We start from the raw sequence: 24,511 nt of genomic DNA, 5'->3' as shown, positions 1-24,511 counted from the left end.
CGATCCGACGGCGACCCGCACCCCCCGATGACAAGCAATGACAAGCCGTCGGACCGGCCAGGGCGCGGCCCTGCCGGAACAAACTGTGGACGATGCCCGCGGGTCGCACGCCGGCCCCGGCATCATGTGGAGGAGGCGCTGTGAGCAGCGACCCATGGGGCCGCGTCGATGAGACGGGGACTGTGTACGTGCGTACCGCCGACGGCGAGCAGGTCGTCGGCTCGTGGCAGGCGGGGTCTCCCGAGGAGGCCCTCGCTTACTTCGAGCGCAAGTACGAGGGCCTGGTCGTCGAGATCGGCCTCCTCGAGCGCCGGGTCAGGACCACCGACCTGTCCGCCAAGGACGCGATGACCGCGATCGACCATCTGCGCACGCAGGTCGACGAGCACCACGCGGTCGGCGATCTGCAGGCGCTGCGGGAGCGGCTGGACAAGCTCGTCGCCGCCGTGGAGTCCCGCCGCGAGGAGCGCAAGGCGGCGAAGGCGAAGCAGTCCGACGAGGCCCGTACGGCCAAGGAGAAGCTGGTCGCCGAGGCCGAGGAGCTGGCGGCGAGCGAGCAGTGGCGGTCGGCGGGCGAGCGGCTGCGCGCCCTGGTCGACATCTGGAAGGGCCTGCCGCGGCTGGACCGCAAGGCGGACGACGAGCTGTGGCACCGCTTCTCGCACGCCCGCTCGGCGTTCTCCAAGCGGCGCAAGGCGCACTTCGCCTCGCTGGACGCGCAGCGCGAGGAGGCCCGTAAGGCCAAGGAGAAGCTGGTCGCCGAGGCCGAGGCGCTCTCGAAGTCCACGGACTGGGGCCCGACGGCGGCGCGCTACCGCGAGCTGATGACGGAGTGGAAGGCCGCGGGCCGCGCGCAGCGCGAGTCCGAGGACGACCTGTGGGCCCGTTTCCGTGGTGCGCAGGACGTCTTCTTCCAGGCGCGCAGCGGGGTGTTCGCCGAGCGCGACGCCGAGCAGGCGGGCAACCTCACGCGCAAGGAGGAGCTGGCCGCGGAGGCCGAGAAGCTGCTGCCGGTCACGGACCTGAAGGCGGCGCGGGCCGCTTTCCGCTCGATCAACGAGCGCTGGGAGGCCATCGGTCACGTACCGCGGGACGCCCGGCCGAAGATCGAGGGCCGGATGCACACGGTCGAGCGCGCCATCCAGGAGGCCGAGGAGGCCGAGTGGCGGCGGACCAACCCGGAGGCGCGGGCCCGTGCGGCCGGTCTGACGGGGCAGTTGCAGGCCGCGGTCGACAAGCTGCAGGAGCAGGCCGACAAGGCGCGTGCCGCGGGCAATGACGCCAAGGCGGACAAGCTCACCAAGGAACTCCAGGGCCGCAAGGCGCTGCTGGACCAGGCCCTGAAGGGCCTGGAGGAGTTCGGCGGCTGATCTCCTCAGACATGGGTAAGGGGCTCCGGCTATTGCCGGAGCCCCTTACCCATGTGGTGAAACGGCCCGCGGTGTTACGGCCCGCGGTGTTACGGCCCGCGGTGTCGGTGTTACGGCCTGCGGGCCGACGTGACGCGGTAGACGTCGTAGACGCCCTCGACGCCGCGCACCGCCTTCAGGACGTGGCCCAGGTGCTTGGGGTCACCCATCTCGAAGGTGAAGCGCGAGGTGGCGACCCGGTCGCGGGAGGTCTGCACGGCGGCGGACAGGATGTTGACGTGCTGGTCGGACAGCACCCGGGTGACGTCCGACAGCAGCCGGGACCGGTCCAGCGCCTCCACCTGGATGGCGACCAGGAAGACCGAGGACTGGGTGGGCGCCCACTCGACCTCGAGGATCCGCTCGGGCTGCTGCGAGAGCGAGTCGACGTTGACGCAGTCGGCGCGGTGGACCGAGATGCCGTTGCCCCGGGTGACGAAGCCGATGATCGGGTCGCCCGGTACCGGGGTGCAGCAGCGGGCGAGCTTGACCCACACGTCGTCGACGCCCTTGACCACCACGCCGGGGTCGGTGCTGGAACGGCGCTTGGAGCGGCCGCGGATCGGTGCGGACTCCTCGATGTCCTCGGTGGCCGCGTCCTCGCCGCCGAGGGCCTGGACGAGCTTCTGCACGACGCCCTGGGCCGCGACGTGCCCCTCGCCGATGGCGGCGTAGAGCGAGGAGATGTCGGGGTAGCGCATCTCGTGCGCGAGCGTGACGAGCGAGTCGCCGGTCAGGATCCGCTGGATCGGCAGGTTCTGCTTGCGCATGGCCCGCGCGATGGCGTCCTTGCCCTGCTCGATGGCCTCGTCGCGGCGCTCCTTGGAGAACCAGCCGCGGATCTTGTTGCGGGCACGGGGGGACTTGACGAAGCCGAGCCAGTCGCGCGAGGGCGCGGCGCCCGGCGCCTTGGAGGTGAAGACCTCCACCAGGTCGCCGTTGTCCAGCGTCGATTCGAGCGGGACCAGGCGCCCGTTGACCCGGGCACCTATCGTGCGGTGGCCGACCTCGGTGTGCACGGCGTAGGCGAAGTCGACCGGTGTGGCACCGGCCGGGAGCGCTATGACATCACCCTTGGGTGTGAAGACGAAGACCTCGTTGCGCGAGAGGTCGAAGCGCAGGGACTCGAGGAACTCGCCCGGGTCCTCCGTCTCCTTCTGCCAGTCGAGCAACTGCCGCAGCCAGGCCATGTCGTTGACGGTGTCCTGGTTCTTGCCGGCGTTCTTGGGCACGTCGGTGCGGACCTTGGAGGCGCCGGCGACGGCTTCCTGCTTGTACTTCCAGTGCGCGGCGATGCCGTATTCGGCGCGGCGGTGCATGTCGAAGGTGCGGATCTGCAGCTCGACGGGCTTGCCGCTGGGTCCTATGACCGTGGTGTGCAGCGACTGGTACATGTTGAACTTGGGCATCGCGATGTAGTCCTTGAACCGCCCCGGGACCGGGTTCCACCGGGCGTGGACGGTGCCGAGCGCCGCGTAGCAGTCGCGGACGGTGTCGACGAGGACGCGGATGCCCACCAGGTCGTAGATCTCGGCGAAGTCACGGCCTCGCACGATCATCTTCTGGTAGACGCTGTAGTAGTGCTTCGGGCGGCCGGTGACGGTGGCCTTGATGCGGGCGGCGCGCAGATCGGCCTGGACCTCGTCGGTGACGATGGCGAGGTATTCGTCGCGCTTGGGGGCCCGCTCGGCGACGAGGCGGACGATCTCGTCGTACATCTTGGGGTAGAGGATCGCGAAGGCGAGGTCCTCCAGCTCCCACTTGATGGTGTTCATGCCCAGCCGGTGCGCCAGCGGGGCGTAGATCTCCAGGGTCTCGCGGGCCTTCTTCTCCTGCTTCTCCCGCTTGAGGTAGCGCATGGTGCGCATGTTGTGCAGGCGGTCGGCGAGCTTGATGACCAGGACGCGCGGGTCCTTGGCCATGGCGACGACCATCTTGCGGACGGTCTCGGCCTGTGCGGCCTCGCCGAACTGCACCCGGTCGAGCTTGGTGACGCCGTCGACGAGCAGGGCCACCTGGTCGCCGAAGTCGCGGCGCAGGTCGTCCAGGCCGTATTCGGTGTCCTCCACCGTGTCGTGCAGCAGCCCCGCCATCAAAGTGGCCGGGTCCATGCCCAGCTCGGCGAGGATCGTGGTGACGGCGAGGGGGTGGGTGATGTACGGGTCGCCGCTCTTGCGCTTCTGGCCGCGGTGCCAGCGCTCGGCGACCTGGTAGGCACGCTCGATCTGGCGCAGGGTGGTGACGTCGGCCTTGGGGTCGTTGCCCCGGACGATGCGCAGCAGCGGTTCGAGGACGGGGTTGTACGGGCTGGAGCGCTGGACGCCGAGGCGGGCGAGGCGGGCCCGGACGCGGCTGGAGGAGCCGGGGCGGGGCGTGGGGCTCTGCGGGGGCGCGGGCCGGACCGGGCCGGCTCCGGCCACGGTGGCGGGCTTGTCGCCGGTGGCGCGCGGCCGCGCGGCCGGGGCGGGGGCCTCGGGGCGGGAGGCGGCTTCGTGGCTCGGTTCGGCCGCCGGGGTGTCGGACTGCGCGGCGCTCTGTCCCGCGGCCTTGGTGCCGGGCCCGGGCGCGCCGCTCTGGGGGCGGCCCTCGGGCGTGCCCTTGGCCGCCGCGGCCTCGGGCGACGACTGGTCCGACTGTGCGGCGGTGAGCGGCTGGGCCTTGTCTGGCAAGAGCACTCCTCATGCGGGGTCCGGCCCCCCGATCAGGTCCGGACTGCCATGGTATCGATCCCGGCCACCGGACCGCTGTGCACGGGGCGCCAACAGGGACAACGCCACGCTCCGGGCAGGGCTTCCCGGGACACCGAACGCCGAACGCCGGGCGGGCTGGTTTCCCAGCCCGCCCGGCGTTCGAGGCACACAGCGCACACCACGGTCAGACCGTGATCAGCGCCTCCAGCGGGGCGCCCTCGAGGGCGGCCTCCAGGCGTCGGCGGCCCGGGAGGAAACCGAGCTCCATCAGGACGGCCACGCCGGCCACCTCCGCGCCGGCACGGCGGATGAGCCGCAGCGACGCCTCGGCCGTACCGCCGGTGGCCAGCACGTCGTCGATGACCAGGACCCGGTCGCCGCTGCTGAGCGCGTCGGCGTGGATCTCGATCTCGGCGGTGCCGTACTCCAGGTCGTAGGCCTGGGCCAGCGTCGAGCCGGGCAGCTTGCCCGCCTTGCGGACGGGCACGAAGCCGAGTCCGGCACGGACGGCGACCGGTGCCGCGAGGATGAAGCCGCGTGCCTCCAGGCCCACGACCTTGTCCGCGTCGTACCGCCGGCACACCTCGACGAGGGCGTCGGTCAGCGCGCCGAACGCCTTGGCGTCGGCGAGCAGCGGGGTGATGTCCTTGAACATCACGCCCGGCTTCGGGTAGTCCGGCACGTCGTGGATCCGGTCCAGGAGCAGCTCGCGCAGCTCGGGGCCGGCTCCGCCGGTGGTCACCGCGCTCATCGGCGCTTGCCCGACGGACGGCCGCCGCGGCCACCGCGGCCGCCCCGGCCCGCGGACTGACGGCGCGGTCCGACGACCCCGGCCGCGGCCGCGTCGTCCTCGTCGTCGGCCTCGGCCGGGTGCCCGTCCAGCGCGTCCTGCGGCTGCTCCGCGCCCGACTCGCCCTTGGCGGCCGCGGCGGCGCGCTTCGCGCGCACCCGCTTGGCCAGGGCCTTCATCTGCGGGTCGCGCTCCTTGAGGTCGGCGACCAGCGGGGTGGCGATGAAGATCGAGGAGTACGCGCCGGCCGCGAGGCCGACGAACAGGGCGAGCGAGATGTCGTTGAGCATGCCGGCGCCGAGGAAACCGCCGCCGATGAAGAGCAGACCGGCGACCGGCAGCAGCGCCACGACGGTGGTGTTGATGGAACGCACCAGGGTCGAGTTGAGGCTGCGGTTGGCGATCTCGCTGTACGTCCAGCGGGTCTGCTTGGTGATGTCCTTCGCGCCCTCCTTGAGACCGTCGAAGACGACGACGGTGTCGTAGAGGGAGTAACCGAGGATGGTCAGCAGACCGATCACGGTGCCCGGGGTGACCTCGAAACCGACCAGTGCGTACACACCGACGGTGATGGTGAGGTCGTGGATCAGCGCGACCAGGGCGGCGAGCGCCATGCGCCACTCGAAGGCGATCGCGAGGTAGATCACCACCAGGATCATGAAGATCGCCAGGCCGGTCCAGGCCTTGTCGGCGATCTGGTCGCCCCAGCTGGGGCCGACGATATCGGTGTTGATCTTGTCCAGCGGGACGTCGAGCTTCTTGGCCAGCGCGTCCTGGGCCGTCCGCGACTGCTCGGGGGTCAGCTCGCTGACCTGGATGCGCAGCGTGCTGTCACCGAGCTTCTGCACGATCGCGGTGTGACCGGAGGTCTCCTCCACGACGTGCTGGGCCTGGGTGGCCGAGACGGAGGTCTTCGGGGTGTTGAAGACCGCGCCGCCGGAGAACTCGATGCCCATGTTCAGGCCGCGCACCGACAGGCCGACGATGGCCGTGATGGTGATGAGGATCGAGATGCCGTACCAGATCATCCGCTTGCCGACGAAGTCGTAGCCGACCTCGCCGCGGTAGAGCCGGGCGCCGAGGTTTCCGAGTTTCGACATCTCACGCCTCCTTGGGGTCGACGGGGGCGGCGGGACGGCGGGAGGCCCGCAGCGGCGGCTTGACGCCGAGCCGCTTGGGGTCCAGACCGGACCACGGGTGGCCGCTGGCGAAGAACTTGCGGCGCGCGAGCAGCGTCATGAGCGGCTTGGTGAAGAAGAAGACCACGACGACGTCGAGCAGCGTGGTCAGACCGAGCGTGAACGCGAAGCCCTGCACCTTGCCGACGGTGACGATGAAGAGCACCGCGGCGGCGAGGAAGGAGACGAAGTCGGAGACCAGGATGGTGCGACGGGCACGCGGCCAGCCACGCTCGACGGCCGGGCGCAGGGACCGGCCCTCCCGGATCTCGTCCCGGATCCGCTCGAAATAGACGATGAAGGAGTCGGCGGTGATGCCGATCGCCACGATGGCACCACAGACGGCCGGCAGGTTCAGCGCGAAGCCGAGGGCGACGCCGAGCAACACCATGATCGTGTAGGTGAGGATCGCGGAGACCAGGAGGCTGGCCAGGGCGACGAGCGCCAGTCCGCGGTAGTACGCCACCAGGTAGATGATCACGAGGATGAGGCCGATGGCACCGGCGATCAGACCGGCGCGCAGCTGCTCACCGCCGAGCGCGGCGGTGACCGTGGTCTCGTTGACGACGTCGAACGACAGCGGCAGGGCGCCGTAGGACAGCACGTTGGCGAGGTCCCGGGAGCTGGCCTGGGTGAATCCGCCGGAGATCTCCGCCTGGCCGCCGGCGATCGAGCTGGTCACCGACGGGTCGGAGACGACCTCGCCGTCCAGGACGATCGCGAACTGGTTCTGCGGGGGCTGCTGGGTCGCCAGCTTGCCCGTGACGTCGGCGAACTTCTTCGAGCCGTCCTTGGTGAACTTGAGCTGGACGATCCAGCCCTTGCCCTGCTGGGTGTCGATGACGGCGGACGCCTTGTCGACGCCGGTGCCCTCGACGGCCACCGGGCCGAGGATCTCCTTGGCGGAGCCGTCGGTCTTGCAGGCCACGATGGGGTCGCTGGCCTTGGCCGCGGACGCCGCCTTGCTCGCCTCGGCGCGGGCCGCCGGGGTGGAGCAGTCGAGCGCCGCGAGCCGCTTCTGCAGCGCGGCGACGTCACCCGGGACCGGCGTGGGCGTGGGTGCCTTCGGGTCCTTCTTCTTGCCGGACCCCGCCTTGTCTTCCTTGGCCTTGTCGTCCTTGGCCGAGGCGGACGCGCTCGGGTCCACCGCGGGGTTGGCCTTGAGGGCGTCGGTGACGGCGCGGCCCTGGGGGCTGGCGGACGCGGAGGGCGCGGCGGACGGCTTGGTCTTGCCGTCCTCGCTCTTGTCGTCCTTGGCCTTGTCCTTGCCCTTGTCGCCGACCGAGGCGCTCGGCTTGGGCTCGGGGGACTTGACCCCGGGCGCCGAGGTCAGCACCGGGCGGAAGCCCAGCTTGGCGGTGGTACCGACCTGCTGACGGGCCTGCTTCGCGTTCGTCCCCTTGGGGATGTTCACGATGATGTGCTTCTCGCCCTGCGTCTGCACCTCGGATTCCGAGACGCCCAGACCGTTGACACGCCGGTCCATGATGCCGACCGCGGTGTCCATGTTGGTCTTGTTGATCGCGTTGGGCTTGCCGGGCTCGTTCTTGGCCTCCAGCGTGAAGCTGGTGCCGCCCGCGAGGTCGATGCCCAACCGTGGCGTGGTGTCGCCGGAGGCGAACATGCCCCCGATGAGCGCCACCATGGCGATCAGGATCAGGGCCAGGACGCGGCCCGGCCTGCCCTGGCCGCCCGGGGACCTACGGCCCTTCTTCGGTGCTGCCACCTTGTCGTTTCTCCCTGTCCAACCGCCGGGCGTCGGGTGTTCGCCGGACGGCCACGATGTGTTGTGGGGACTTGCCCCCCGCCGGAGCCTAGACCGTAAGAGAACCGCGGCACACCGCTCGGTGGGTGTTCCGCGGTTCTTTGAAGGGGTTACTTGGCGTCGGCGTCGCCGTCCCGCTTGATGTCCTGCTTGGCGTCCTTCGCCGGGGCCTCGCCCGGTTCGTCGGCCTTGTCGGCCACGGCCGGGGCCTCGGGGGCCTCCTTGCCGAGGTCGATCTTCTTCTCGTCGGCCGGGGCGTCGCCCTCGGTCAGCGAGGAGGCGTCGTCGGGGACCTCGGTCTCGTCGGGCTCGATGCCGTGGACGATGCGGTTGTACTCCGCGTCCTCCAGGACGGCGCCGATCGAGTTCTTCGCGTAGATCGCGTGGACGCCCGGGGCGACCTCGAGGAGCACCGAGTCCTCGCTGATCTCCTTGACGGTCGCGTACATGCCGCCGATCGTCCGCACACCGGTGCCCGGCTGCATCTGGTCGCGCATCTGCGCGGCCTGGCGCTGCTTGTTCTTGGCCGATCGCGTCATCAGGAACATGGCCCCGATGAGCACGATGAACGGCAGGAGAGTCACGATATTCACGGGGCGGGGTTTCCTTCACACGACCGCGGGGGGGCGGCCTGGTCTTCGGGGGTGGTATGCCGTACCGATACGGACGGCATCGGCGGAGTCTAAGCGAGTCCGCGCCTAAGGAACAACGCTCAGCATGGCACCGGGGTTCCTGGGGCGAGAAGCCCCCGCGCCGTCACCCGCCGAAGAGTCCCTGCTGGCCGGGGCCGCCCGCACCCTGCTGGGGCGGCGTCAGACCGAGGTGTGTCCAGGCCGCGGGGGTCGCGACCCGGCCCCTCGGGGTGCGGGCCAGCAGGCCCTCCCGGACGAGGAAGGGCTCGGCGACCTCCTCGACCGTCTCGCGCTCCTCGCCGACGGCGACGGCCAGGGTGGACAGGCCGACGGGACCGCCGCCGAAGAGCTTGAGAAGAGCGGTCAGCACGGCCCGGTCCAGCCGGTCCAGCCCTCGGCCGTCGACCTCGTAGACGTTCAGCGCCTGGGCGGCGATCTCCCGTGTGACGACGCCGTCGGCCTTGACCTGGGCGTAGTCGCGCACCCGGCGCAGCAGCCGGTTGGCGATGCGGGGGGTGCCGCGCGAGCGGCCGGCGATCTCGGCGGCCCCTTCGCCGTCTATGTCCACGTCGAGCAGCCGGGCCGAGCGGTGGATGACGCGCTGGAGCTCGGCCGGGGCGTAGAACTCCATGTGCCCGGTGAAGCCGAAACGGTCCCGCAGCGGGGGCGGCAGCAGTCCGGCCCGGGTGGTGGCGCCGACGAGGGTGAAGGGCGGCAGCTCCAGCGGGATGGCGGTGGCGCCGGGGCCCTTGCCGACGATGACGTCGACGCGGAAGTCCTCCATCGCCATGTACAGCATCTCCTCGGCGGGCCGGGACATGCGGTGGATCTCGTCGAGGAAGAGGACCTCGCCCTCGGTGAGGGAGGACAGGATCGCGGCCAGGTCGCCGGCGTGCTGGATGGCGGGGCCTGAGGTGATGCGGATGGGGGCGCCCATCTCGGCCGCGATGATCATCGAGAGGGTGGTCTTGCCGAGGCCGGGCGCGCCGGAGAGCAGCACGTGGTCGGCGGTGGCCCCGCGGGCTCGCGCGGCGCGCAGGACGAGGTCGAGCTGCTCCCGGACCCGCTCCTGGCCGACGAACTCGCCCAGGTCCTTGGGACGCAGGGCGGCCTCGACGGCGGTTTCCTCACCGTCGGCGGCGGCGGGGGCCACCAGCCGGTCGTCCGCGGCGTGCGGGCCGTCTGTCTCGAGTGCGGACTCGTCGTCCCAGTTCACGGGTGATGCCTCACGGTCGGTAATGGTGCGGGGCGGCACGGTCGGGCCGCCGGTTGCGGAGGGGGCCGCACCCCGCGAGGGGTGAGCCCCGTCCGTCAGCGGGCCCGGTTCAGGGTCTGCAGCGCCGCCCGCAGCAACTGACCCACCTGCGGGGTGCCGCCCTCGGCGGCGACGGCCTCGGCCTGGGGGGCGACGGCCGTCACCGCTTCGTCCGCCTCTCGGGTGGCGTAGCCGAGGCCGATCAGGGCGGCGTGCAGCTGGTCGCGCCAGCCGGAGGTGACGGGCGCGCCGACGCCCTGGCCGGGGCCGACGGGGTCGCCGAGGCGGTCCTTGAGTTCGAGCAGCAGGCGCTGGGCGCCCTTCTTGCCGATGCCGGGGACGGCGGTGAGCGCCTTCTCGTCACCGGAGGCGACGGCGCGCCGCAGGGCGTCCGGGCGGTGCACGGCGAGCATGGCCTGGGCGAGGCGCGGTCCGACGCCGCTGGCCGTCTGCAGCAGCTCGAACACCTGGCGCTCGTCGTCGTCGGCGAAGCCGTAGAGGGTCAGCGACTCCTCACGGACGACCAGGGTGGTGGCGAGCTTGGCGTGCTGGCCGACGCGCAGCGTGGCGAGGGTGCCCGGGGTGCACTGGACGGCCATGCCGATGCCGCCGACCTCGACGACGGCGGTGTCCGGGGCGAGGGCGGCGACGGGGCCGGAGACGAAGGCGATCATGCGCTGCCCTTCAGGGCTCGTACGGAGGCGTCCTGGAGACGCGTGGTGCGGCGGTGGGCGGCCACCGCCTCCTGGAGGCGGTTGGTGGCCGGGGCCCGCCAGATGTGACAGATGGCCAGGGCCAGGGCGTCGGCGGCGTCGGCCGGCTTGGGCGGTGCGTCGAGCCGCAGCAGCCGGGTGACCATGGCGCCGACCTGTGCTTTGTCGGCCCGGCCGGAGCCGGTGACGGCCGCCTTGACCTCACTGGGGGTGTGCAGGGCGACGGGCAGCCCACGGCGGGCGGCACAGAGCATGGCCACGGCGCTGGCCTGGGCGGTGCCCATGACCGTGCGGACGTTGTGCTGGCTGAACACCCGCTCCACGGCGACGTATTCGGGCCGGAACTCGTCCAGCCACCGCTCGATGCCCTGCTCGACGAGGACGAGCCGCTCGGCGATGTCGGTGTCCGCCGGGGTCCGCACGACACCGACGCCGACCATGCTCAGCGGCCGGCCGGCGACGCCGTCCACCACCCCGACGCCACAGCGCGTCAGCCCCGGGTCCACACCCAACACCCGCATCGCGCCCCTCCCTTCGGTCACCTGTTTGTGCAGGCTATCGGCTCCCACTGACAAAGCGACGGGCCGACGGAGTGTGTCCGTCGGCCCGTCGGCCCTGTCGTGCGGGTCGGCCTCGGAGATCAGGCGTCGACCTTGGCCATGACCTCGTCGGAGACGTCGAAGTTGGCGAAGACGTTCTGCACGTCGTCGCTGTCCTCCAGCGCGTCGATGAGCTTGAAGATCTTGCGCGCGCCGTCCTCGTCCAGCTCGACCTGCATGGTCGGCAGGAAGTTGGCGTCGGCGGAGTCGTAGTCGATGCCGGCGTCGACGAGGGCGGTACGGACCGCGACCATGTCGGTGGCCTCGCTGACGACCTCGAAGGTCTCGCCGAGGTCGTTGACCTCTTCGGCGCCCGCGTCGAGGACCGCGCCCAGGACGTCGTCCTCGCTCAGCTCGCCCTTGGGGACGATGATGACGCCCTTGCGGTTGAAGAGGTACGACACCGAGCCGGGGTCGGCCATCGAGCCGCCGTTGCGGGTCATGGCGACGCGCACGTCGGAGGCGGCGCGGTTGCGGTTGTCGGTGAGGCACTCGATGAGCACCGCGACGCCGTTCGGCCCGTAGCCCTCGTACATGATGGTCTGGTAGTCGGCGCCGCCGGCTTCGAGACCCGCGCCGCGCTTGACGGCACTGTCGATGTTCTTGTTGGGGACCGAGCTCTTCTTGGCCTTCTGGATGGCGTCGAAGAGCGTCGGGTTGCCGGCCGGGTCGGCGCCGCCCGTACGGGCCGCCACCTCGATGTTCTTGATCATCTTCGCGAAGAGCTTGCCGCGCTTGGCGTCGATCACGGCCTTCTTGTGCTTCGTCGTAGCCCATTTAGAGTGGCCGGACATCCGCCTGTCTCCTTCGCGTAACCAATTTAACGAACGACTGAGATCCTACCGGGATCGGTTCAGGTCGTTGCGCCCACCGTACCCACGCGCTGCCGGGCCATCTCGACGAACAGGGCGTGCACCCGGTGGTCGCCGGTCAGCTCCGGGTGGAAGGACGTGGCCAGGACGTTGTCCTGCCGCACGGCGACGGTGTGCCCGTCGTACGTGGCGAGGACCTCGGCCCGGGCGCCGACCGACTCCACCCAGGGGGCGCGGATGAAGACGCCCTCGACCGGGCCGCCCTCGATGCCGGCCACCTCGACGGCCGCCTCGAAGGACTCGTTCTGCCGCCCGAACGCGTTACGGCGCACGATCATCTCGATGCCGCCGAGGGTCTCCTGGTCCTCCCGCCCGTCCAGCAGCTTGTCGGCGACCATGATCATGCCGGCGCAGGTGCCGTAGACCGGCAGCCCGGCCCGGATCCGCTCGCGCAGCGGCTCCAGCATGCCGAAGGCGACCGCGAGCTTGGACATGGTGGTGGACTCGCCGCCGGGGATGACCAGGCCGTCGAGGTCGTCGAGCTCCTCGGGACGGCGGACCGGGCGCGCCACGGCGTCGGCCGCGGCCAGGGCGATGAGGTGTTCGCGGACATCGCCCTGCAGAGCGAGTACGCCGATGACGGGAGTGGACACGGTGGTACCTCTCAAACACTTTCTACGGCCGGTGGGCGGCCCCGCGGAAGGGGACCGCCCACACGGGGAAGACGACGGGACTACCAGCCGCGGTTGGCGTAGCGCTCCGACTCCGGGAGGGTGTCGCAGTTGATGCCGACCATGGCCTCGCCCAGGTTGCGGGAGGCGTCCGCGATGATCTTCGGGTCGTCGAAGAAGGTGGTGGCCTTCACGATGGCGGCGGCGCGCTTGGCCGGGTCGCCGGACTTGAAGATGCCCGAGCCGACGAAGACGCCCTCGGCGCCGAGCTGGCGCATCAGCGCGGCGTCGGCGGGGGTGGCGACACCACCGGCGGAGAACAGCACGACCGGCAGCTTGCCCAGCTCGGCGACCTCCTTGACCAGCTCGTAGGGGGCGCGCAGCTCCTTGGCGGCGGCGAACAGCTCGTTGTTGTCGTAGCCGCGCAGCCGGGCGATCTCGTTCTTGATCTGACGCAGGTGGCGGACGGCCTCGACGACATTGCCGGTGCCGGCCTCGCCCTTGGAGCGGATCATGGCCGCGCCCTCGGCGATGCGGCGCAGGGCCTCGCCGAGGTTGGTGGCACCGCAGACGAAGGGGGTGGTGAAGGCCCACTTGTCACTGTGATTGATCTCGTCGGCCGGGGTGAGGACCTCGGACTCGTCGATGTAGTCGACGCCGAGGGACTGCAGGACCTGCGCCTCGACGAAGTGGCCGATGCGGGACTTGGCCATGACCGGGATGGAGACGGCGCCGATGATCTCCTCGATCATGTTCGGGTCCGACATCCGGGCCACGCCGCCGTCCTTGCGGATGTCGGCCGGCACCCGCTCCAGCGCCATGACCGCGACGGCGCCCGCGTCCTCGGCTATCTTCGCCTGCTCGGCGTTGACGACGTCCATGATCACGCCACCCTTGAGCTGCTCGGCCATGCCGCGCTTGACGCGCGCGGTGCCGGTCTCGGGATTGGCGGACGTGCTGGTGGTCGTGCTGGACACGATGGTGACCTCACTATCAAGGGCGGCGGCAAGACTGCACCCTCATACAACCCACGGCCTGGCCCCGGGAAAAAGGGCCAATCCGAGGCCGGTGGCTTCTTAGTGGCCCGATCGGTGCCCGAGCGCCACCGGAGGCTCGTCGTCCATCTCGAAGGCGAGCGGGAACGGGGCATGGCCGGCGAGCCGGAACCAGCGCACCACGCGGTGTCTGCGGACCGCCCGCGCGGCGCGCACGGCGTCGTTGTGGAACCGCCGGGCCATCGGTACCCGGCGTACGGCCTCCGTCAGCTCCAGCAGTGACTCCTCACCGCCGGGCGCCTGCCGCACGGCCTCGACCTGCGGCGCCTCGGCGAAGACCGCGCGCAGCGCCTGGCTCAGTTCGCTCTCGGCGACCTCGCGGTGCTCCTCCTCGGCCTGCCGGGCGGCGTGCGCGGCCTGGTAGAGGACGATGGAGGAGGCGGGGTCGAGGACCGAGGCGGTGCCGAGTTCCTGGGCGACCGAGGCGCGCCGCAGCAGTTGGGCGTCCAGTGCCGCCCGCGCCGCGTCGATACGGCTGTGCAGCCGGTCCAGCCGGCCGGCTGTCCAGCTCAGGTAGACGCCGATGACGACCAGAGCGGCGGCGATCCAGATCAGTGTGGTCACACGGCCTCACGTTACCGCTCGCTCCGCGGGCCGGTTTTGCCGCCGGTGCCGCCTGTGGCGGCGGGGCGCCGCTCGCCTGGCCGCCGTTCCTCGGCTGCCGACCGGGTTGCGCCGCCTGCGGCGGCAGGGCGCCCTGCGGGCGCGTCCTCAAACGCCGGACGGGCTGGTTGTGGCTGGACTCAGTCCCGGGCGAGGCCGAGGCGGGCCAGGAGGCTGACGCGTTCGTCGGCGGCTACCGAGGCCGCGCCCGCGGTGACCGTCTCGTAGACGGCCAGGATGTCCGCCCCGACGCGGGACCAGTCGAAGCGGAGCACGTGCTTGCTGCCGCGTTCGCTCAGCCCGGTGCGGTGCGCGGGGTCGGCGAGGAGGCGCAGGGCCGCCGCGGCGAGCGCGTCGGCGTCCTCGTTCGCGAACAGTTCGCCCGCCGAGCCCTGGTCGAGGACCTGGGCGAAGGCGTCCAGGTCGCTGGCGAGGACGGGCGCGCCCGCCGACATCGCCTCGACCAGGATGATGCCGAAGGACTCGCCGCCAGTGTTGGGCGCCACGTACACGTCGACGCTGCGCAGCAGCCGCGCCTTGTCCTCGTCGCTGACCATGCCGAGGAACTCCACGCGCTCGCGCATCGCGGCGGGCAGGCTCGCGACCGCCTCCTCCTCGTCACCGCGCCCGGCGACCAGCAGCCTCGTGTCCGGGCGCTCCGCGAGGATCTTCGGCAGGGCGCGCATCAGGACGGGCAGGCCCTTGCGGGGCTCGTCGATGCGGCCGATGAAGCCGATCGTCTGGCCCTGCCACTCCGGCTTGGGCTCGGCACGGGCGAAGAAGTCCACGTCCACGCCGTTGGGGATGACCACCGCGTCCCCGCCGAGGTGCTCCACGAGCGTCCGGCGCGCGTACTCGCTCACCGCGATCCGGGCGCTGATCTTCTCCAGCGCGGGCTGCAGGATCGGATAGGCGGCGATCATGGCGCGGGAGCGCGGATTGGAGGTGTGGAAGGTCGCCACGATGGGCCCCTGCGCGGCCCAGCAGGCCAGCAGGCCCAGCGACGGCGAGGTGGGCTCGTGGATGTGGATGACGTCGAAGTCGCCGTCGTGCAGCCAGCGGCGGACCCGCGCGGCGGACAGGAAACCGAAGTTGAGCCGCGCCACCGAGCCGTTGTACGGCACGGGCACGGCCCGTCCCGCCGGGACGACGAACGGCGGCAGCGGCGTCTCGTCGTCCGCCGGGGCCAGCACCGACACCTCGTGCCCCCGGCGGATGAGGTGCTCGGCGAGGTCGCGGATGTGGAACTGGACGCCACCGGGGACGTCCCAGGCGTACGGGCAGACGATCCCGATCCTCAACGTTTCCCCGCTTCCGGACTCCGGTCGGCGTGACCGGCCGGCGGCTCGAGGTCGGCGAGCCACAGCCGCTGCAGCATGTGCCAGTCCTGCGGGTGCTCGGCGATGCCGGAGGCGAACGCGTCGGCCATCGCCTGCGTCATGGCCGCGGCCTTCTCGGCCCGGGTGCCCGTGGCGGGCACCTCGATCGGCGGGTGGATCCGGCCCCGCATGACGGGCGAGCGGTCGTACCAGAGGGTGACCGGCATCAGGGGCGCGCCGGTCTGGACGGCGAGCATCGCGGGCCCGGCGGGCATCTTCGTCGCCTCGCCGAAGAAGGTGACCTCTATGCCGGAGGAGGACAGGTCCCGGTCGGCCACCAGACAGACCAGACCGCCCGAGCGCAGCCGCCGGGCGAGGGTGCCGAAGGCGCTGCCGCCCGCGTGCGGCAGGACCTCCATGCCGAGCCCCTCGCGGTAGGCCACGAAGCGGTCGTAGAGCGTCTCGGGCTTGAGCCGCTCGGCGACCGTGGTGAAGGGCACGTCGAGCGTGGTGGTGACCCATGCCCCGGCGAGGTCGTAGTTGCCCATGTGGGGCAGGACGACGACCGCGCCGCGCCCGGCCGCGAGGGCCTCTTCCAGATGGGGCAGGCCCTCGGGCGTGAAACCGTCGCGAACGCGGCTCCGGCTCCAGGCCGGAAGCCGGAAGGACTCTATCCAGTAGCGGGTGTACGAGCGCATGCCCGCCCGGGACAAGCGGGCGAGTTCCGCCGGGCCTGCGTCCGGCACCACCCGGGCGAGGTTGGCCTCCAGGCGCAGCACGCCCCCGCCGCGCCGCTTCCAGACGGTGTCGGCGATCCGCCGGCCCAGTCGCACGGCGACCGGCTCGGGAAGCTTCTTGACCGTGGCCCAGCCGAGCCCGTACAGCGCGTCGGTCAGCCTCTCCTTCACCCGGTCTCGCCCCCGCCGGCCGGCACCGCGTCCGCCTCGGCGGCCTCGCGGCGCACGGTCACCACGCGCTGGACCATGGTGACCAGGCTGCCGACGGCCACGATCCACAGGGCGATGGGCAGCAGCTTGTCGATGTGCGGGACGCCGAACTTGTGCAGTCCGGAGAAGCCGCAGGCGACCAGGGAGATGACAAGCCGCTCGGCGCGCTCGACCAGACCGTTGACATCGACCGGCAGGCCGATGGCCTCGCCGCGTGCCTTGGTGTACGAGACCACCTGGCCGCTGGCGAGGCAGAAGATCGTCACCGCGCACAGGGTGAGGCTGTCGCCCCGCCCGGCGTACCAGAGCGCGAGCCCGCCGAAGATCGCCGCGTCGGCGACCCGGTCGAGGGTGGAGTCGAGGAAGGCGCCCCACCGGCTGGAGCGGCCCAGCTGACGGGCCATGTTGCCGTCGACCAGGTCCGAGAAGACGAACAGCGTGATGACGACCGTGCCCCAGAAGAACTCCCCCTGGGGGTAGAAGACCAGCGCACCCGCCATCACACCGCCGGTACCGATGAGGGTCACCGCGTCGGGGCTGACGCCCAGGCGGATGAGCAGGGCGGCGAACGGCGTGAGAACACGCGTGAAGAACGCACGCGCGTACTTGTTCAGCATGGCCTTCCCGAAGGGTCGTGTCGGGCCGGGTGGTCGGAAGGCCACCGGCTGGCCCATCGTAGCCAGGCACCCGGGGCGCGCCGCGCACCCGTCACTCGTGAAGCCCAAGGCACAGGTCACACCCGTACGGCGACGGCCGGCCGGCGACCGGGGTGCCGGCCGGGACCAACGGGCCGTGGCCCGGCGGCCGATCGCGGGCGCCCGGGAGGGGCGGCCCCGCCGGGCGGGCCCCGGCCGGGGCCCGCGTCCCGTGCCGCACGACATGCGGAAGATCACGTGCCGCTCCCCCGCCCGGCCGGTCCCCGGGCCCGTCGGCAGCACCGGAATCAGGCCGTCGCACGGCGGGGCTCCGCCACCCGGACCCGCCGGGGTGCCGGGCGCGGGCCGCCGCCGACCGCGACCGGCCCGGCCCGGCGCCCCGGCGGCGCCCAGCGGCACCGGACCGGCACCGGTCCGCCAGCAGTCCGGAACCCGCTGGTCCGCCCCCTGCCGGGCCGCCGCGAGGACCCCGGCGGAGCGGAGCCGCGTCCTCCTTCCGGCCCGGGCGGGCGCCCGGCCGCGCGCCCGGCCCACGGTGGTGGCCCCGTGTGCGACGTATGGACGCAGCGTGACCACGGTGGAAAGCTCGAAGGACCGCAGGTGTCGACCGGAAGGCAAGACACATGGGCGAGAAGACGAGTACACACCCAGGGGCCGCGGGCAGGGCAGCGTCGGCCGACCGGCCCAGCCGCATCAGGAACGTGGTGCTGGTCGGCCACAGCGGGTCCGGGAAGACGACGCTGGTGGAGGCGCTGGCCCTGGCCACCGGCGCGGTCAACCGCGCGGGCCGGGTCGAGGACGGCGCGGCCCTCTCCGATTACGACGAGATGGAACACCGCCAGCAGCGCTCCGTACAGCTGTCCCTGGTCCCCGTCGAATGGGCCGGAATCAAGATCAACCTCTTGGACGCACCCGGCTACGCCGACTTCGTCGGCGAGCTGCGGGCCGGTCTGCGGGCCGCGGACGCGGCCCTCTTCGTCGTCTCGGCGGCCGAGGGCACCGAAGGCATCGCCGGCGCGACCCGCACGCTGTGGGAGGAGTGCGCGGCGGTCGGCATGCCCCGCGCGATCGTGGTGACCCACCTGGAAGCGGCCCGCGCCGACTTCGACGAGATGACCCGCACCTGTCGCGACGCCTTCGGCGGCGACTCCCCCGACTCGGTACTGCCGCTGTACCTGCCGCTGCGCGGCACGGCGGGCCACGACGGGCACCACCCCGTGATCGGCCTCATCGGCCTGCTCTCCCAGCGGATCTTCGACTACTCCTCGGGGACGCGGACCGACACCGCGCCCGCCCCCGGGCAACTGCCGCTGATCGAGGAGGCCCGCAACAAACTCATCGAGGGGATCATCGCCGAGAGCGAGGACGAGACCCTCATGGACCGCTATCTCACCGGCGAGGACATCGACGTCAAAACCCTCGTCGAGGACCTGGAACGGGCCGTCGCGCGCGGCACCTTCCATCCGGTCCTCGCCGCCGCCCCCGCGGCCGAGGGCGCCAAGGCGGGCCTGGGCACCGTCGAACTGCTGGAGCTGATCACCGGCGCCTTCCCCACCCCGCCCGAACGCCGGGCCCCCGCCGTCACCACCCCCGGCGGCGCCCCGCGCCCGCCCCTGGAGTGCGACCCGGCCGGCCCCCTCGCCGCGGAGGTGATCAAAACCTCCTCGGACCCCTACGTCGGCCGTCTCTCCCTGGTCCGGGTCTTCTCCGGCACCCTGCGTCCCGACGAGACGGTGCACGTCTCCGGACACGGACTGGAGGACCGGGGACACGAGAGCCACGACGTCGACGAACGCGTCGGCGCCCTCTCCGCGCCCTTCGGCAAACACCAGCGGCCGCTCGGGCAGGCCATCGCCGGGGACATCGCCTGCGTCGCCAAACTCACCCGCGCCGAGACCGGCGACACCCTCTCCGCCAAGGGCGACCCGCTCCTGATGGAACCGTGGGAGATGCCCGACCCACTGCTGCCCGTCGCCATCGAGGCCCACAGCAAGGCCGACGAGGACAAGCTCTCCCAGGGCCTGGCCCGGCTGGTCGCCGAAGACCCCACCATGCGCCTGGAACACAACCCGCACACCCACCAGGTCGTCCTGTGGTGCCTGGGCGAGGCCCACCGCGACGTGGCCCTGGAGCGGCTGCGCACCCGCTACGGGGTGCGCGTCGACGCCGTGCCGTACAAGGTGTCCCTGCGCGAGACGTTCGGCTCCAAGGCCGCCGGGCGCGGCCGGCACGTCAAACAGTCGGGCGGTCACGGCCAGTACGCCATCTGCGAGATCGAGGTCGAACCGCTGCCCGGTGGCTCCGGCATCGAATTCGTCGACAAGGTCGTCGGCGGCGCCGTGCCGCGCCAGTTCATCCCCTCGGTGGAGAAGGGCGTCCGCGCCCAGGCCGCCCGCGGTGTCGCCGCCGGCCACCCCCTGGTCGACGTCCGCGTCACCCTCGTCGACGGCAAGGCCCACTCGGTGGACTCCTCCGACGCCGCCTTCCAGACCGCGGGTGCCCTCGCCCTGCGCGAAGCCGCCGCCGAAGCCCGGATCCACCTCCTCGAACCCGTCGCCGAGGTACGGATCCTGGTCTCCGACGACTACGTCGGCCCGGTGATGAGCGACCTCTCCGGCCGGCGCGGGCGCGTCGTGGGGACCGAGCAGTCCGGGGACGGCCGCACCCTCGTACGGGCCGAGGTCCCGGAGATCGAGATCGACCGCTACGCGGTGGACCTGCGCTCCCTCTCGCACGGCACCGGACGCTTCAGCCGCTGCTACGCCCGCCACGAACCGATGCCGCCGCAAGTGGCGGACCGGGTGCGTGAACAGGCCGCGAACGGCGCATAGTTCACAAGCCGCCCGCCCCAACTGGCCGGGGGCGGGCGGCTTTCCGATCTCCCACGACAGGTGGCACCCCACCCGTTACGCTGAGCAGGCGACCCATAACGTAGACAACCGGGCCGTAGTCGGGAGCACGTCGCAGCATCGGGAATGCGCGGCATTGGGGGCAACAGTGGCAGCAGGGGACGCGTTCGACTTCAGCCCGGGCGCACAGATTCCGCTCTCGGGGGCCGCCGGACAGACCGCGGCGACACAGGCCCTGGCCTCCGCCGCCTACCGCGACGACGCCCTCGAGGAACTGCTCAAGGCCAACTCCGAGTGGGCCACCTCGGAGGTCAAGAAACCCCGCATCGCGCTCTTCGAGCCCAACCTCGGTGAAGCCTTCTCCCGCGCCGTGCAACAGCGGATGCTCGGCGGCAAACCCCTCATCCAGTCCTTCGGCCTCGAACCCCGCCCCGTCGTCGAGCACTGCCTCGCCGCCAACCGCATCCGCAAACAGCGCGACGCCAAGCTGACCGTCATCATGGCCGTCTGCGGGCTGCTGTTCCTCCCCGGCGTCCTGCTCTGGCTCGGCGTCTTCCAGCTCCGCCGCATACTCGCCGGAGCGCAGAACAAGCGCGCGGGCGCCCTCAGCACCCTCCTGCTGACCATTCTCGGCGTCATCGCCGTCGTCTTCCTGGTCAAACTGCCCGTCCACGGCTTCTGGAGCGTCTACGTCCGGGCCATGGTCATCGCCCCCGTCATCGGCGGCCTCTGGGCCAAGCGCGTCTGCGAGCGCACCGCCAAGGACCTCCGCGCCGCCTGGACCGGGCTGCTCAGCGGCGGCGGCGTCGCCGCCAAGATCCCCGAGGCCGTCCCCCAGAGCCCCGGCCAGACCTCCGCCGAGCGACTGCGCCAGAGCCTGGAGCGGCTCAGCGCCGACCAGCGCAGCAACATCGTCTTCTACGCCGGTCCCAAGGGCATACTCGGCATGGGCACCCGCTGGGGCAGCTGGCAGCTCGCCGAGGAACTCGTCCCCCTCGACCCGGACAAGGAAATCAACCCCTTCCGCAGCTGGGACGTCATTCGCGCCATCCACGACCAGCTGCACCTCCTCGAACGCAGCCCCGTCCACACCGGCGGCTTCACCCCGCCCTTCGTCGAGCACTGGGTGGTCTCCCCCATCGGCGAGGGCGCCACCGCCGTCTCCCGGCCCGAAGGGACCGAGGGCGCCTACCAGATACGCGGCGCGGAGCTCCAGAAGATCTGCAACGAGCAGCAGTTCGGCAGCGGCGACCGCCACTACCTGGGCGTGCAGTTCGTCCTCTGGGACGGCCAGCTGGTCATCACCCTCCTCATCACCGTCACCGTCCTGCACAAGACGCTCCGCATCGAGGTCACCGGCCATGCCCTCGGCCCCACCCACTCCCTGTTCAACGGCAAGCCCAAGAACCGCACCAAGACCTTCAAAAAGGGCCTCAAGTTCTGGGAGACCCGCACCGTGACCCTCCCCGTCGTCGCCCCCCGCGAGGTCGTCCGGCTCGCCGCCCGTGCCCCCCTCACCTGGTACCCGCCCCTGCTGGAGTACTGGGGCGGCAAGCTCGTCCTCCCCGAGCCCTTCGGCCTCCGCCACGCCTGGGCCGACAAGCCCTGGCGGCACCGCTTCATGGCCGACGACGCGCTGCGCGCCGCCACCCCCGTGCTGCGCGTGGTCCACGAGGCGGCCCTGCGCGTACTGAAGGAGAACGGTGTGGACACCGAGCACTTCGGCAAGCGCGCCGGTTCGCTCAGCGTCGCGATCCAGGATGTGAAGCCCACTCAGGCGGACGTCTACAACGCCTGACCCGCACGCCGCGGCGGGGAGACGACGAGGCCCCGGGACCGGTGTCCCGGGGCCTCACCACATGTCAGGAACCCTGTGGGGCAGGGGAATCCGTCAGCGGAAGATGCCCGTGTGGCCCAGCGAGTAGCGGCCCGGCTGGGGATAGACCGCGAGCCCGTGCGGGCCGGCCCCCACCGGGATCCGGGCGATCTGGTGTCCGTCCCGGGTGTCGATCACATACACCTCGGAGTCGTAGCGGCCGGACAGCCACAGCTCCTTGCCGTCCGCCGACACCCCGCCCATGTCCGGGCTGCCGCCGTCCGGCAGCTCCCACTTCTTCACCAGCTTGCGGCTCGGCAGGTCCAGCACCGAGACCGAGCCCTCACCCCGGTTGGAGATGTACATCGACTTGGAGTCCCGGCTCACATAGAGCCCGTGCGCACCCTTGCCGGTCGGCATCAGCCAGGGCTTGGTGAACTTGTCGCCGTCGAGCACCCACACCCCGTCGGCCATCATGTCGGCGATGTACCAGGTCTTGCCGTCCGAGGAGATCTTCACGTCCTGCGGCATCGCGCCCTTGAACGGCAGCTTCTGCTGACCGATGACCTTCATCTTCGCCGTGTCGACCTTGAGCAGCTCACCGGAGAACTCGCACGAGACGACGAAGTACTTCCCGTCCGGCGAGAAGTCCGCGTGATTGACGCCCGCGCACGTCACCGGCTCCGTCCGCTTCCGCTCCATCGTGTGGGCATCACGGAAGACCAACTCCCGGTCCATGGACGCCATCACCACCGCGTACTTGCCGTCCGGGGTGAAGTAGAGGTTGTACGGGTCGTGGACCTCGACGGGCTTGCCCACCTTGCCGGTGGCCGGATCGATGGGCGTAAGGGTGTGCCCGCGGTTGTTGTTGACCCACAGCGTCTTCAGGTCCCAGGACGGCACCACGTGCTGCGGCTGCACGCCCACCGGGATCGTCTCGATGACCTTGTACGTCTTCGGGTCGATGACACTGACCGTGTCGGACTCGGTATTGGGCACGTACACCCGCGACGGGAAGTCCTTCACCACGGGCGACAGGGCGTTCGGCCGGTCGGCCGCGTACAGGTCGTCCGGGTCGAGCACCGGCGGCATGCCCGGCAGCCCCGGTGGCGCGGCCGCCTTCTGATGGTGCGCGCCCCGGTGCGGGCCCTGATCCGCCGCCTCGTTCGAGGCGGTGCCACCGCAGCCGGCGACCAGCAGCGCACAAGCGGCCGCCAGCAGCGCGGCCCGGCGGGCCCCCCGCGGACGGGGGCGGGAACGGTGGTGCGAGAGGAGGGTCATCGGGTCAGCAGCTCCGTAGTCGTCACCGCGCGCAGACCGCGGCGGTGCAAGCCGTCGAGGATCGCGGGCAGCGCGGCGACCGTGCCGGCGTGCCCGAAGTGCAGACTCACGACCGATCCGGGCCGCACCGCGTCCAACACGTTACGCCGGACCGCCTCCGCGCCCGGGTCGGTGAAGTCCAGGGAGTCCACGTCGTACGACAGGACGTGCGGATATCCGGCCTGCTGTGCGAGCCGGGCGACCTGATCGGTGGCCAGACGGGCCCGCGAGGGCCGGAACCAGCGGCCGATGCCGCCCGTCAGGCTTCGCAGCCGCTCCGCGCAGCGGCCGATCTCCGCGGCGGCGGCGTCCGGGGCCAGCGCGCAGATGTCGAGGTGCCGCATCGTGTGATTGCCCAGCTCGTGCCCGCCGTCGAGGATCCGCCGGGCCATCCCCGGCTCGGCGTCGAGCCACTCGCCGACCGCCAGCACGGTCACCCGCGCCCCGGCGCGCTCGGCCTCGGCCAGCAACGCGGTGGCGGACTTCGCATCACCCTGCCCGTGAAAGGTGAGGGCCACGGCATGACCCGTGCGGGGCCCGTGCTCGATCTGCCCGGGGAGCCCGGCGGGCAGCGTGGGCGCACGGGAGGGCGCGGGCGGCGCCGTCGCCCGTACGGAGGGGTCGGCGGCCCGGGCACCGGCATCGTCACGCCCACCGCAGCCGGCCCCGGCCGCCCCGGCGAGGGCACTGCCGGCGGCGGCACGCAGCACGGTGCGGCGGTGGAGGAAGGTCACCGCACCATTAGAACTTCTCTTTAGTAAGATTTGGGGAGATTTACCCGTTTTTCTCTGACGCGTGTCCTCAGGCGTCCGGCCAGGCGTCCGCGAGCATCTTGCGGGTGTCCGCGAGCAGTTGGGGAAGGATCTTGGTCCGGCCGATGACGGGCATGAAATTGGTGTCGCCGCCCCAGCGGGGGACGATGTGCTGGTGCAGGTGGGCGGCGATGCCGGCCCCGGCGACGGTGCCCTGGTTCATCCCGATGTTGAAGCCGTGGGCGCCGGAGGCGGTGCGCAGGGCGGCCATGGCCCGCTTGGTGAAGTCCGCGAGCTCGACCGTCTCGGGCCCGTCCAGCTCCGTGTAGTCGGCGACGTGCCGGAAGGGCACGACCATGAGGTGGCCACCGTTGTACGGATACAGATTCAGGACGGCATAGACGCGCTCGCCGCGGGCGATGACCAGCCCGTCCTCGTCGCTCTTCGCCGGAATCGAACAGAACGGGCAGCCGTCGTCGGCCCCCGGGCCGCTGGGCTTGTTCTCACCCTGGATGTACGCCATCCGGTGGGGCGTCCACAGGCGCTGGAACGCGTCCGGTGCGCCGACTCCGATCTGCTGCTCCGGCTCAGTCGTCATGGTGAGCAGCATATTCCCCGGGTGGGCGGGGATGCGCCGAGGGGCGGCCCTGACGGGCCGCCCCTCTCACCCCGCATGTGCG

At 71.5% G+C, this 24,511-nt stretch carries 21 protein-coding genes; 3 read left to right on the top strand and 18 right to left on the bottom strand.

The window, feature by feature from the left end; all coding sequences use genetic code 11:
• The first annotated feature begins 140 nt into the window (after positions 1-140).
• Entirely contained in the window at positions 141-1,370 is a 1,230-nt protein-coding gene (locus ACZ6MA_RS18925; protein WP_469435002.1) for a DUF349 domain-containing protein, read from the top strand.
• Between the two features lie 110 nt (positions 1,371-1,480).
• Here ACZ6MA_RS18925 and ACZ6MA_RS18920 read toward each other — a convergent pair whose 3' ends face one another.
• The 15 genes from ACZ6MA_RS18920 to pgsA all read right to left on the bottom strand — a co-directional run bounded on the left by ACZ6MA_RS18920 (position 1,481) and on the right by pgsA (position 17,055).
• Positions 1,481-4,078, bottom strand: coding sequence for a RelA/SpoT family protein (locus tag ACZ6MA_RS18920; protein WP_469435000.1), 2,598 nt, complete (start codon positions 4,076-4,078; stop codon positions 1,481-1,483).
• Positions 4,079-4,283: 205 nt separating this feature from the next.
• The gene (locus tag ACZ6MA_RS18915; protein WP_469434999.1) at positions 4,284-4,850 is read right to left on the bottom strand and encodes an adenine phosphoribosyltransferase; all 567 of its coding nucleotides are present in this window, start codon (positions 4,848-4,850) and stop codon (positions 4,284-4,286) included.
• Positions 4,847-5,989 carry a protein translocase subunit SecF gene (secF, locus tag ACZ6MA_RS18910; protein WP_469434997.1) on the bottom strand — a complete coding sequence of 381 codons (1,143 nt, stop codon included), beginning with the start codon at positions 5,987-5,989 and terminating at the stop codon, positions 4,847-4,849. Before secF ends, ACZ6MA_RS18915 begins: the two co-directional genes overlap by 4 nt.
• 1 nt (position 5,990) lies before the next feature.
• Positions 5,991-7,793 carry a protein translocase subunit SecD gene (gene secD / locus ACZ6MA_RS18905; protein ID WP_469434996.1) on the bottom strand — a complete coding sequence of 601 codons (1,803 nt, stop codon included), beginning with the start codon at positions 7,791-7,793 and terminating at the stop codon, positions 5,991-5,993.
• Positions 7,794-7,942: 149 nt separating this feature from the next.
• Entirely contained in the window at positions 7,943-8,425 is a 483-nt protein-coding gene (gene yajC / locus ACZ6MA_RS18900; protein ID WP_469434994.1) for a preprotein translocase subunit YajC, read from the bottom strand.
• 163 nt (positions 8,426-8,588) lie between these two features.
• Positions 8,589-9,680 (bottom strand): Holliday junction branch migration DNA helicase RuvB, encoded by a 1,092-nt coding sequence (gene ruvB, locus ACZ6MA_RS18895; protein WP_469434993.1) that lies wholly within the window; start codon positions 9,678-9,680, stop codon positions 8,589-8,591.
• Positions 9,681-9,775: 95 nt separating this feature from the next.
• Entirely contained in the window at positions 9,776-10,393 is a 618-nt protein-coding gene (ruvA, locus tag ACZ6MA_RS18890; protein ID WP_469434991.1) for a Holliday junction branch migration protein RuvA, read from the bottom strand.
• Positions 10,390-10,953, bottom strand: coding sequence for a crossover junction endodeoxyribonuclease RuvC (ruvC, locus tag ACZ6MA_RS18885; RefSeq protein ID WP_469434989.1), 564 nt, complete (start codon positions 10,951-10,953; stop codon positions 10,390-10,392). The genes ruvA and ruvC overlap by 4 nt, the downstream gene beginning before the upstream one ends.
• A 119-nt stretch (positions 10,954-11,072) precedes the next feature.
• Positions 11,073-11,825, bottom strand: a complete 753-nt coding sequence (locus tag ACZ6MA_RS18880) for a YebC/PmpR family DNA-binding transcriptional regulator (protein WP_130876889.1) — start codon at positions 11,823-11,825, stop codon at positions 11,073-11,075.
• Between the two features lie 59 nt (positions 11,826-11,884).
• Positions 11,885-12,496 carry a pyridoxal 5'-phosphate synthase glutaminase subunit PdxT gene (gene pdxT / locus ACZ6MA_RS18875; protein ID WP_469434987.1) on the bottom strand — a complete coding sequence of 204 codons (612 nt, stop codon included), beginning with the start codon at positions 12,494-12,496 and terminating at the stop codon, positions 11,885-11,887.
• Positions 12,497-12,576: 80 nt separating this feature from the next.
• Complete coding sequence (gene pdxS, locus ACZ6MA_RS18870) at positions 12,577-13,491, bottom strand: pyridoxal 5'-phosphate synthase lyase subunit PdxS (protein WP_365212760.1); 915 nt, start codon at positions 13,489-13,491, stop codon at positions 12,577-12,579.
• Positions 13,492-13,590: 99 nt separating this feature from the next.
• A complete protein-coding gene (locus ACZ6MA_RS18865) occupies positions 13,591-14,133 on the bottom strand; it encodes a LemA family protein (protein WP_469434986.1) in 543 nt (180 codons plus the stop codon).
• 179 nt (positions 14,134-14,312) lie between these two features.
• A complete protein-coding gene (locus tag ACZ6MA_RS18860; protein WP_469434984.1) occupies positions 14,313-15,473 on the bottom strand; it encodes a glycosyltransferase family 4 protein in 1,161 nt (386 codons plus the stop codon).
• Positions 15,470-16,399, bottom strand: a complete 930-nt coding sequence (locus tag ACZ6MA_RS18855; protein WP_469434983.1) for a phosphatidylinositol mannoside acyltransferase — start codon at positions 16,397-16,399, stop codon at positions 15,470-15,472. Before ACZ6MA_RS18855 ends, ACZ6MA_RS18860 begins: the two co-directional genes overlap by 4 nt.
• The gene (pgsA, locus tag ACZ6MA_RS18850) at positions 16,396-17,055 is read right to left on the bottom strand and encodes a phosphatidylinositol phosphate synthase (protein ID WP_469434982.1); all 660 of its coding nucleotides are present in this window, start codon (positions 17,053-17,055) and stop codon (positions 16,396-16,398) included. Before pgsA ends, ACZ6MA_RS18855 begins: the two co-directional genes overlap by 4 nt.
• Before the next feature lie 662 nt (positions 17,056-17,717).
• On the opposite strand from pgsA, the gene ACZ6MA_RS18845 reads away from it, so the two are divergent.
• Both ACZ6MA_RS18845 and ACZ6MA_RS18840 read left to right on the top strand, forming a co-directional pair.
• On the top strand, positions 17,718-19,925 hold the full coding sequence (locus tag ACZ6MA_RS18845) for an elongation factor G-like protein EF-G2 (protein ID WP_469434980.1): 2,208 nt from the start codon (positions 17,718-17,720) through the stop codon (positions 19,923-19,925).
• A gap of 166 nt (positions 19,926-20,091) precedes the next feature.
• On the top strand, positions 20,092-21,741 hold the full coding sequence (locus ACZ6MA_RS18840) for a hypothetical protein (RefSeq protein WP_469434979.1): 1,650 nt from the start codon (positions 20,092-20,094) through the stop codon (positions 21,739-21,741).
• A 93-nt stretch (positions 21,742-21,834) separates the two neighbouring features.
• On the opposite strand, the gene ACZ6MA_RS18835 is transcribed toward ACZ6MA_RS18840, so the two are convergent.
• The 3 genes from ACZ6MA_RS18835 to ACZ6MA_RS18825 all read right to left on the bottom strand — a co-directional run bounded on the left by ACZ6MA_RS18835 (position 21,835) and on the right by ACZ6MA_RS18825 (position 24,441).
• The gene (locus ACZ6MA_RS18835; RefSeq protein WP_469434977.1) at positions 21,835-23,040 is read right to left on the bottom strand and encodes a YVTN family beta-propeller repeat protein; all 1,206 of its coding nucleotides are present in this window, start codon (positions 23,038-23,040) and stop codon (positions 21,835-21,837) included.
• On the bottom strand, positions 23,037-23,813 hold the full coding sequence (locus ACZ6MA_RS18830) for a polysaccharide deacetylase family protein (RefSeq protein WP_469434975.1): 777 nt from the start codon (positions 23,811-23,813) through the stop codon (positions 23,037-23,039). The genes ACZ6MA_RS18835 and ACZ6MA_RS18830 overlap by 4 nt, the downstream gene beginning before the upstream one ends.
• Positions 23,814-23,880: 67 nt before the next feature.
• Positions 23,881-24,441 (bottom strand): HIT family protein, encoded by a 561-nt coding sequence (locus tag ACZ6MA_RS18825; protein ID WP_469434974.1) that lies wholly within the window; start codon positions 24,439-24,441, stop codon positions 23,881-23,883.
• Between the last annotated feature and the right edge of the window lie 70 nt (positions 24,442-24,511).

Source organism: Streptomyces sp. NPDC042259 (assembly GCF_055582085.1).
Note: the sequence above shows the minus strand (reverse complement) of the source record. Positions and strands in the feature narration are given on the sequence as shown.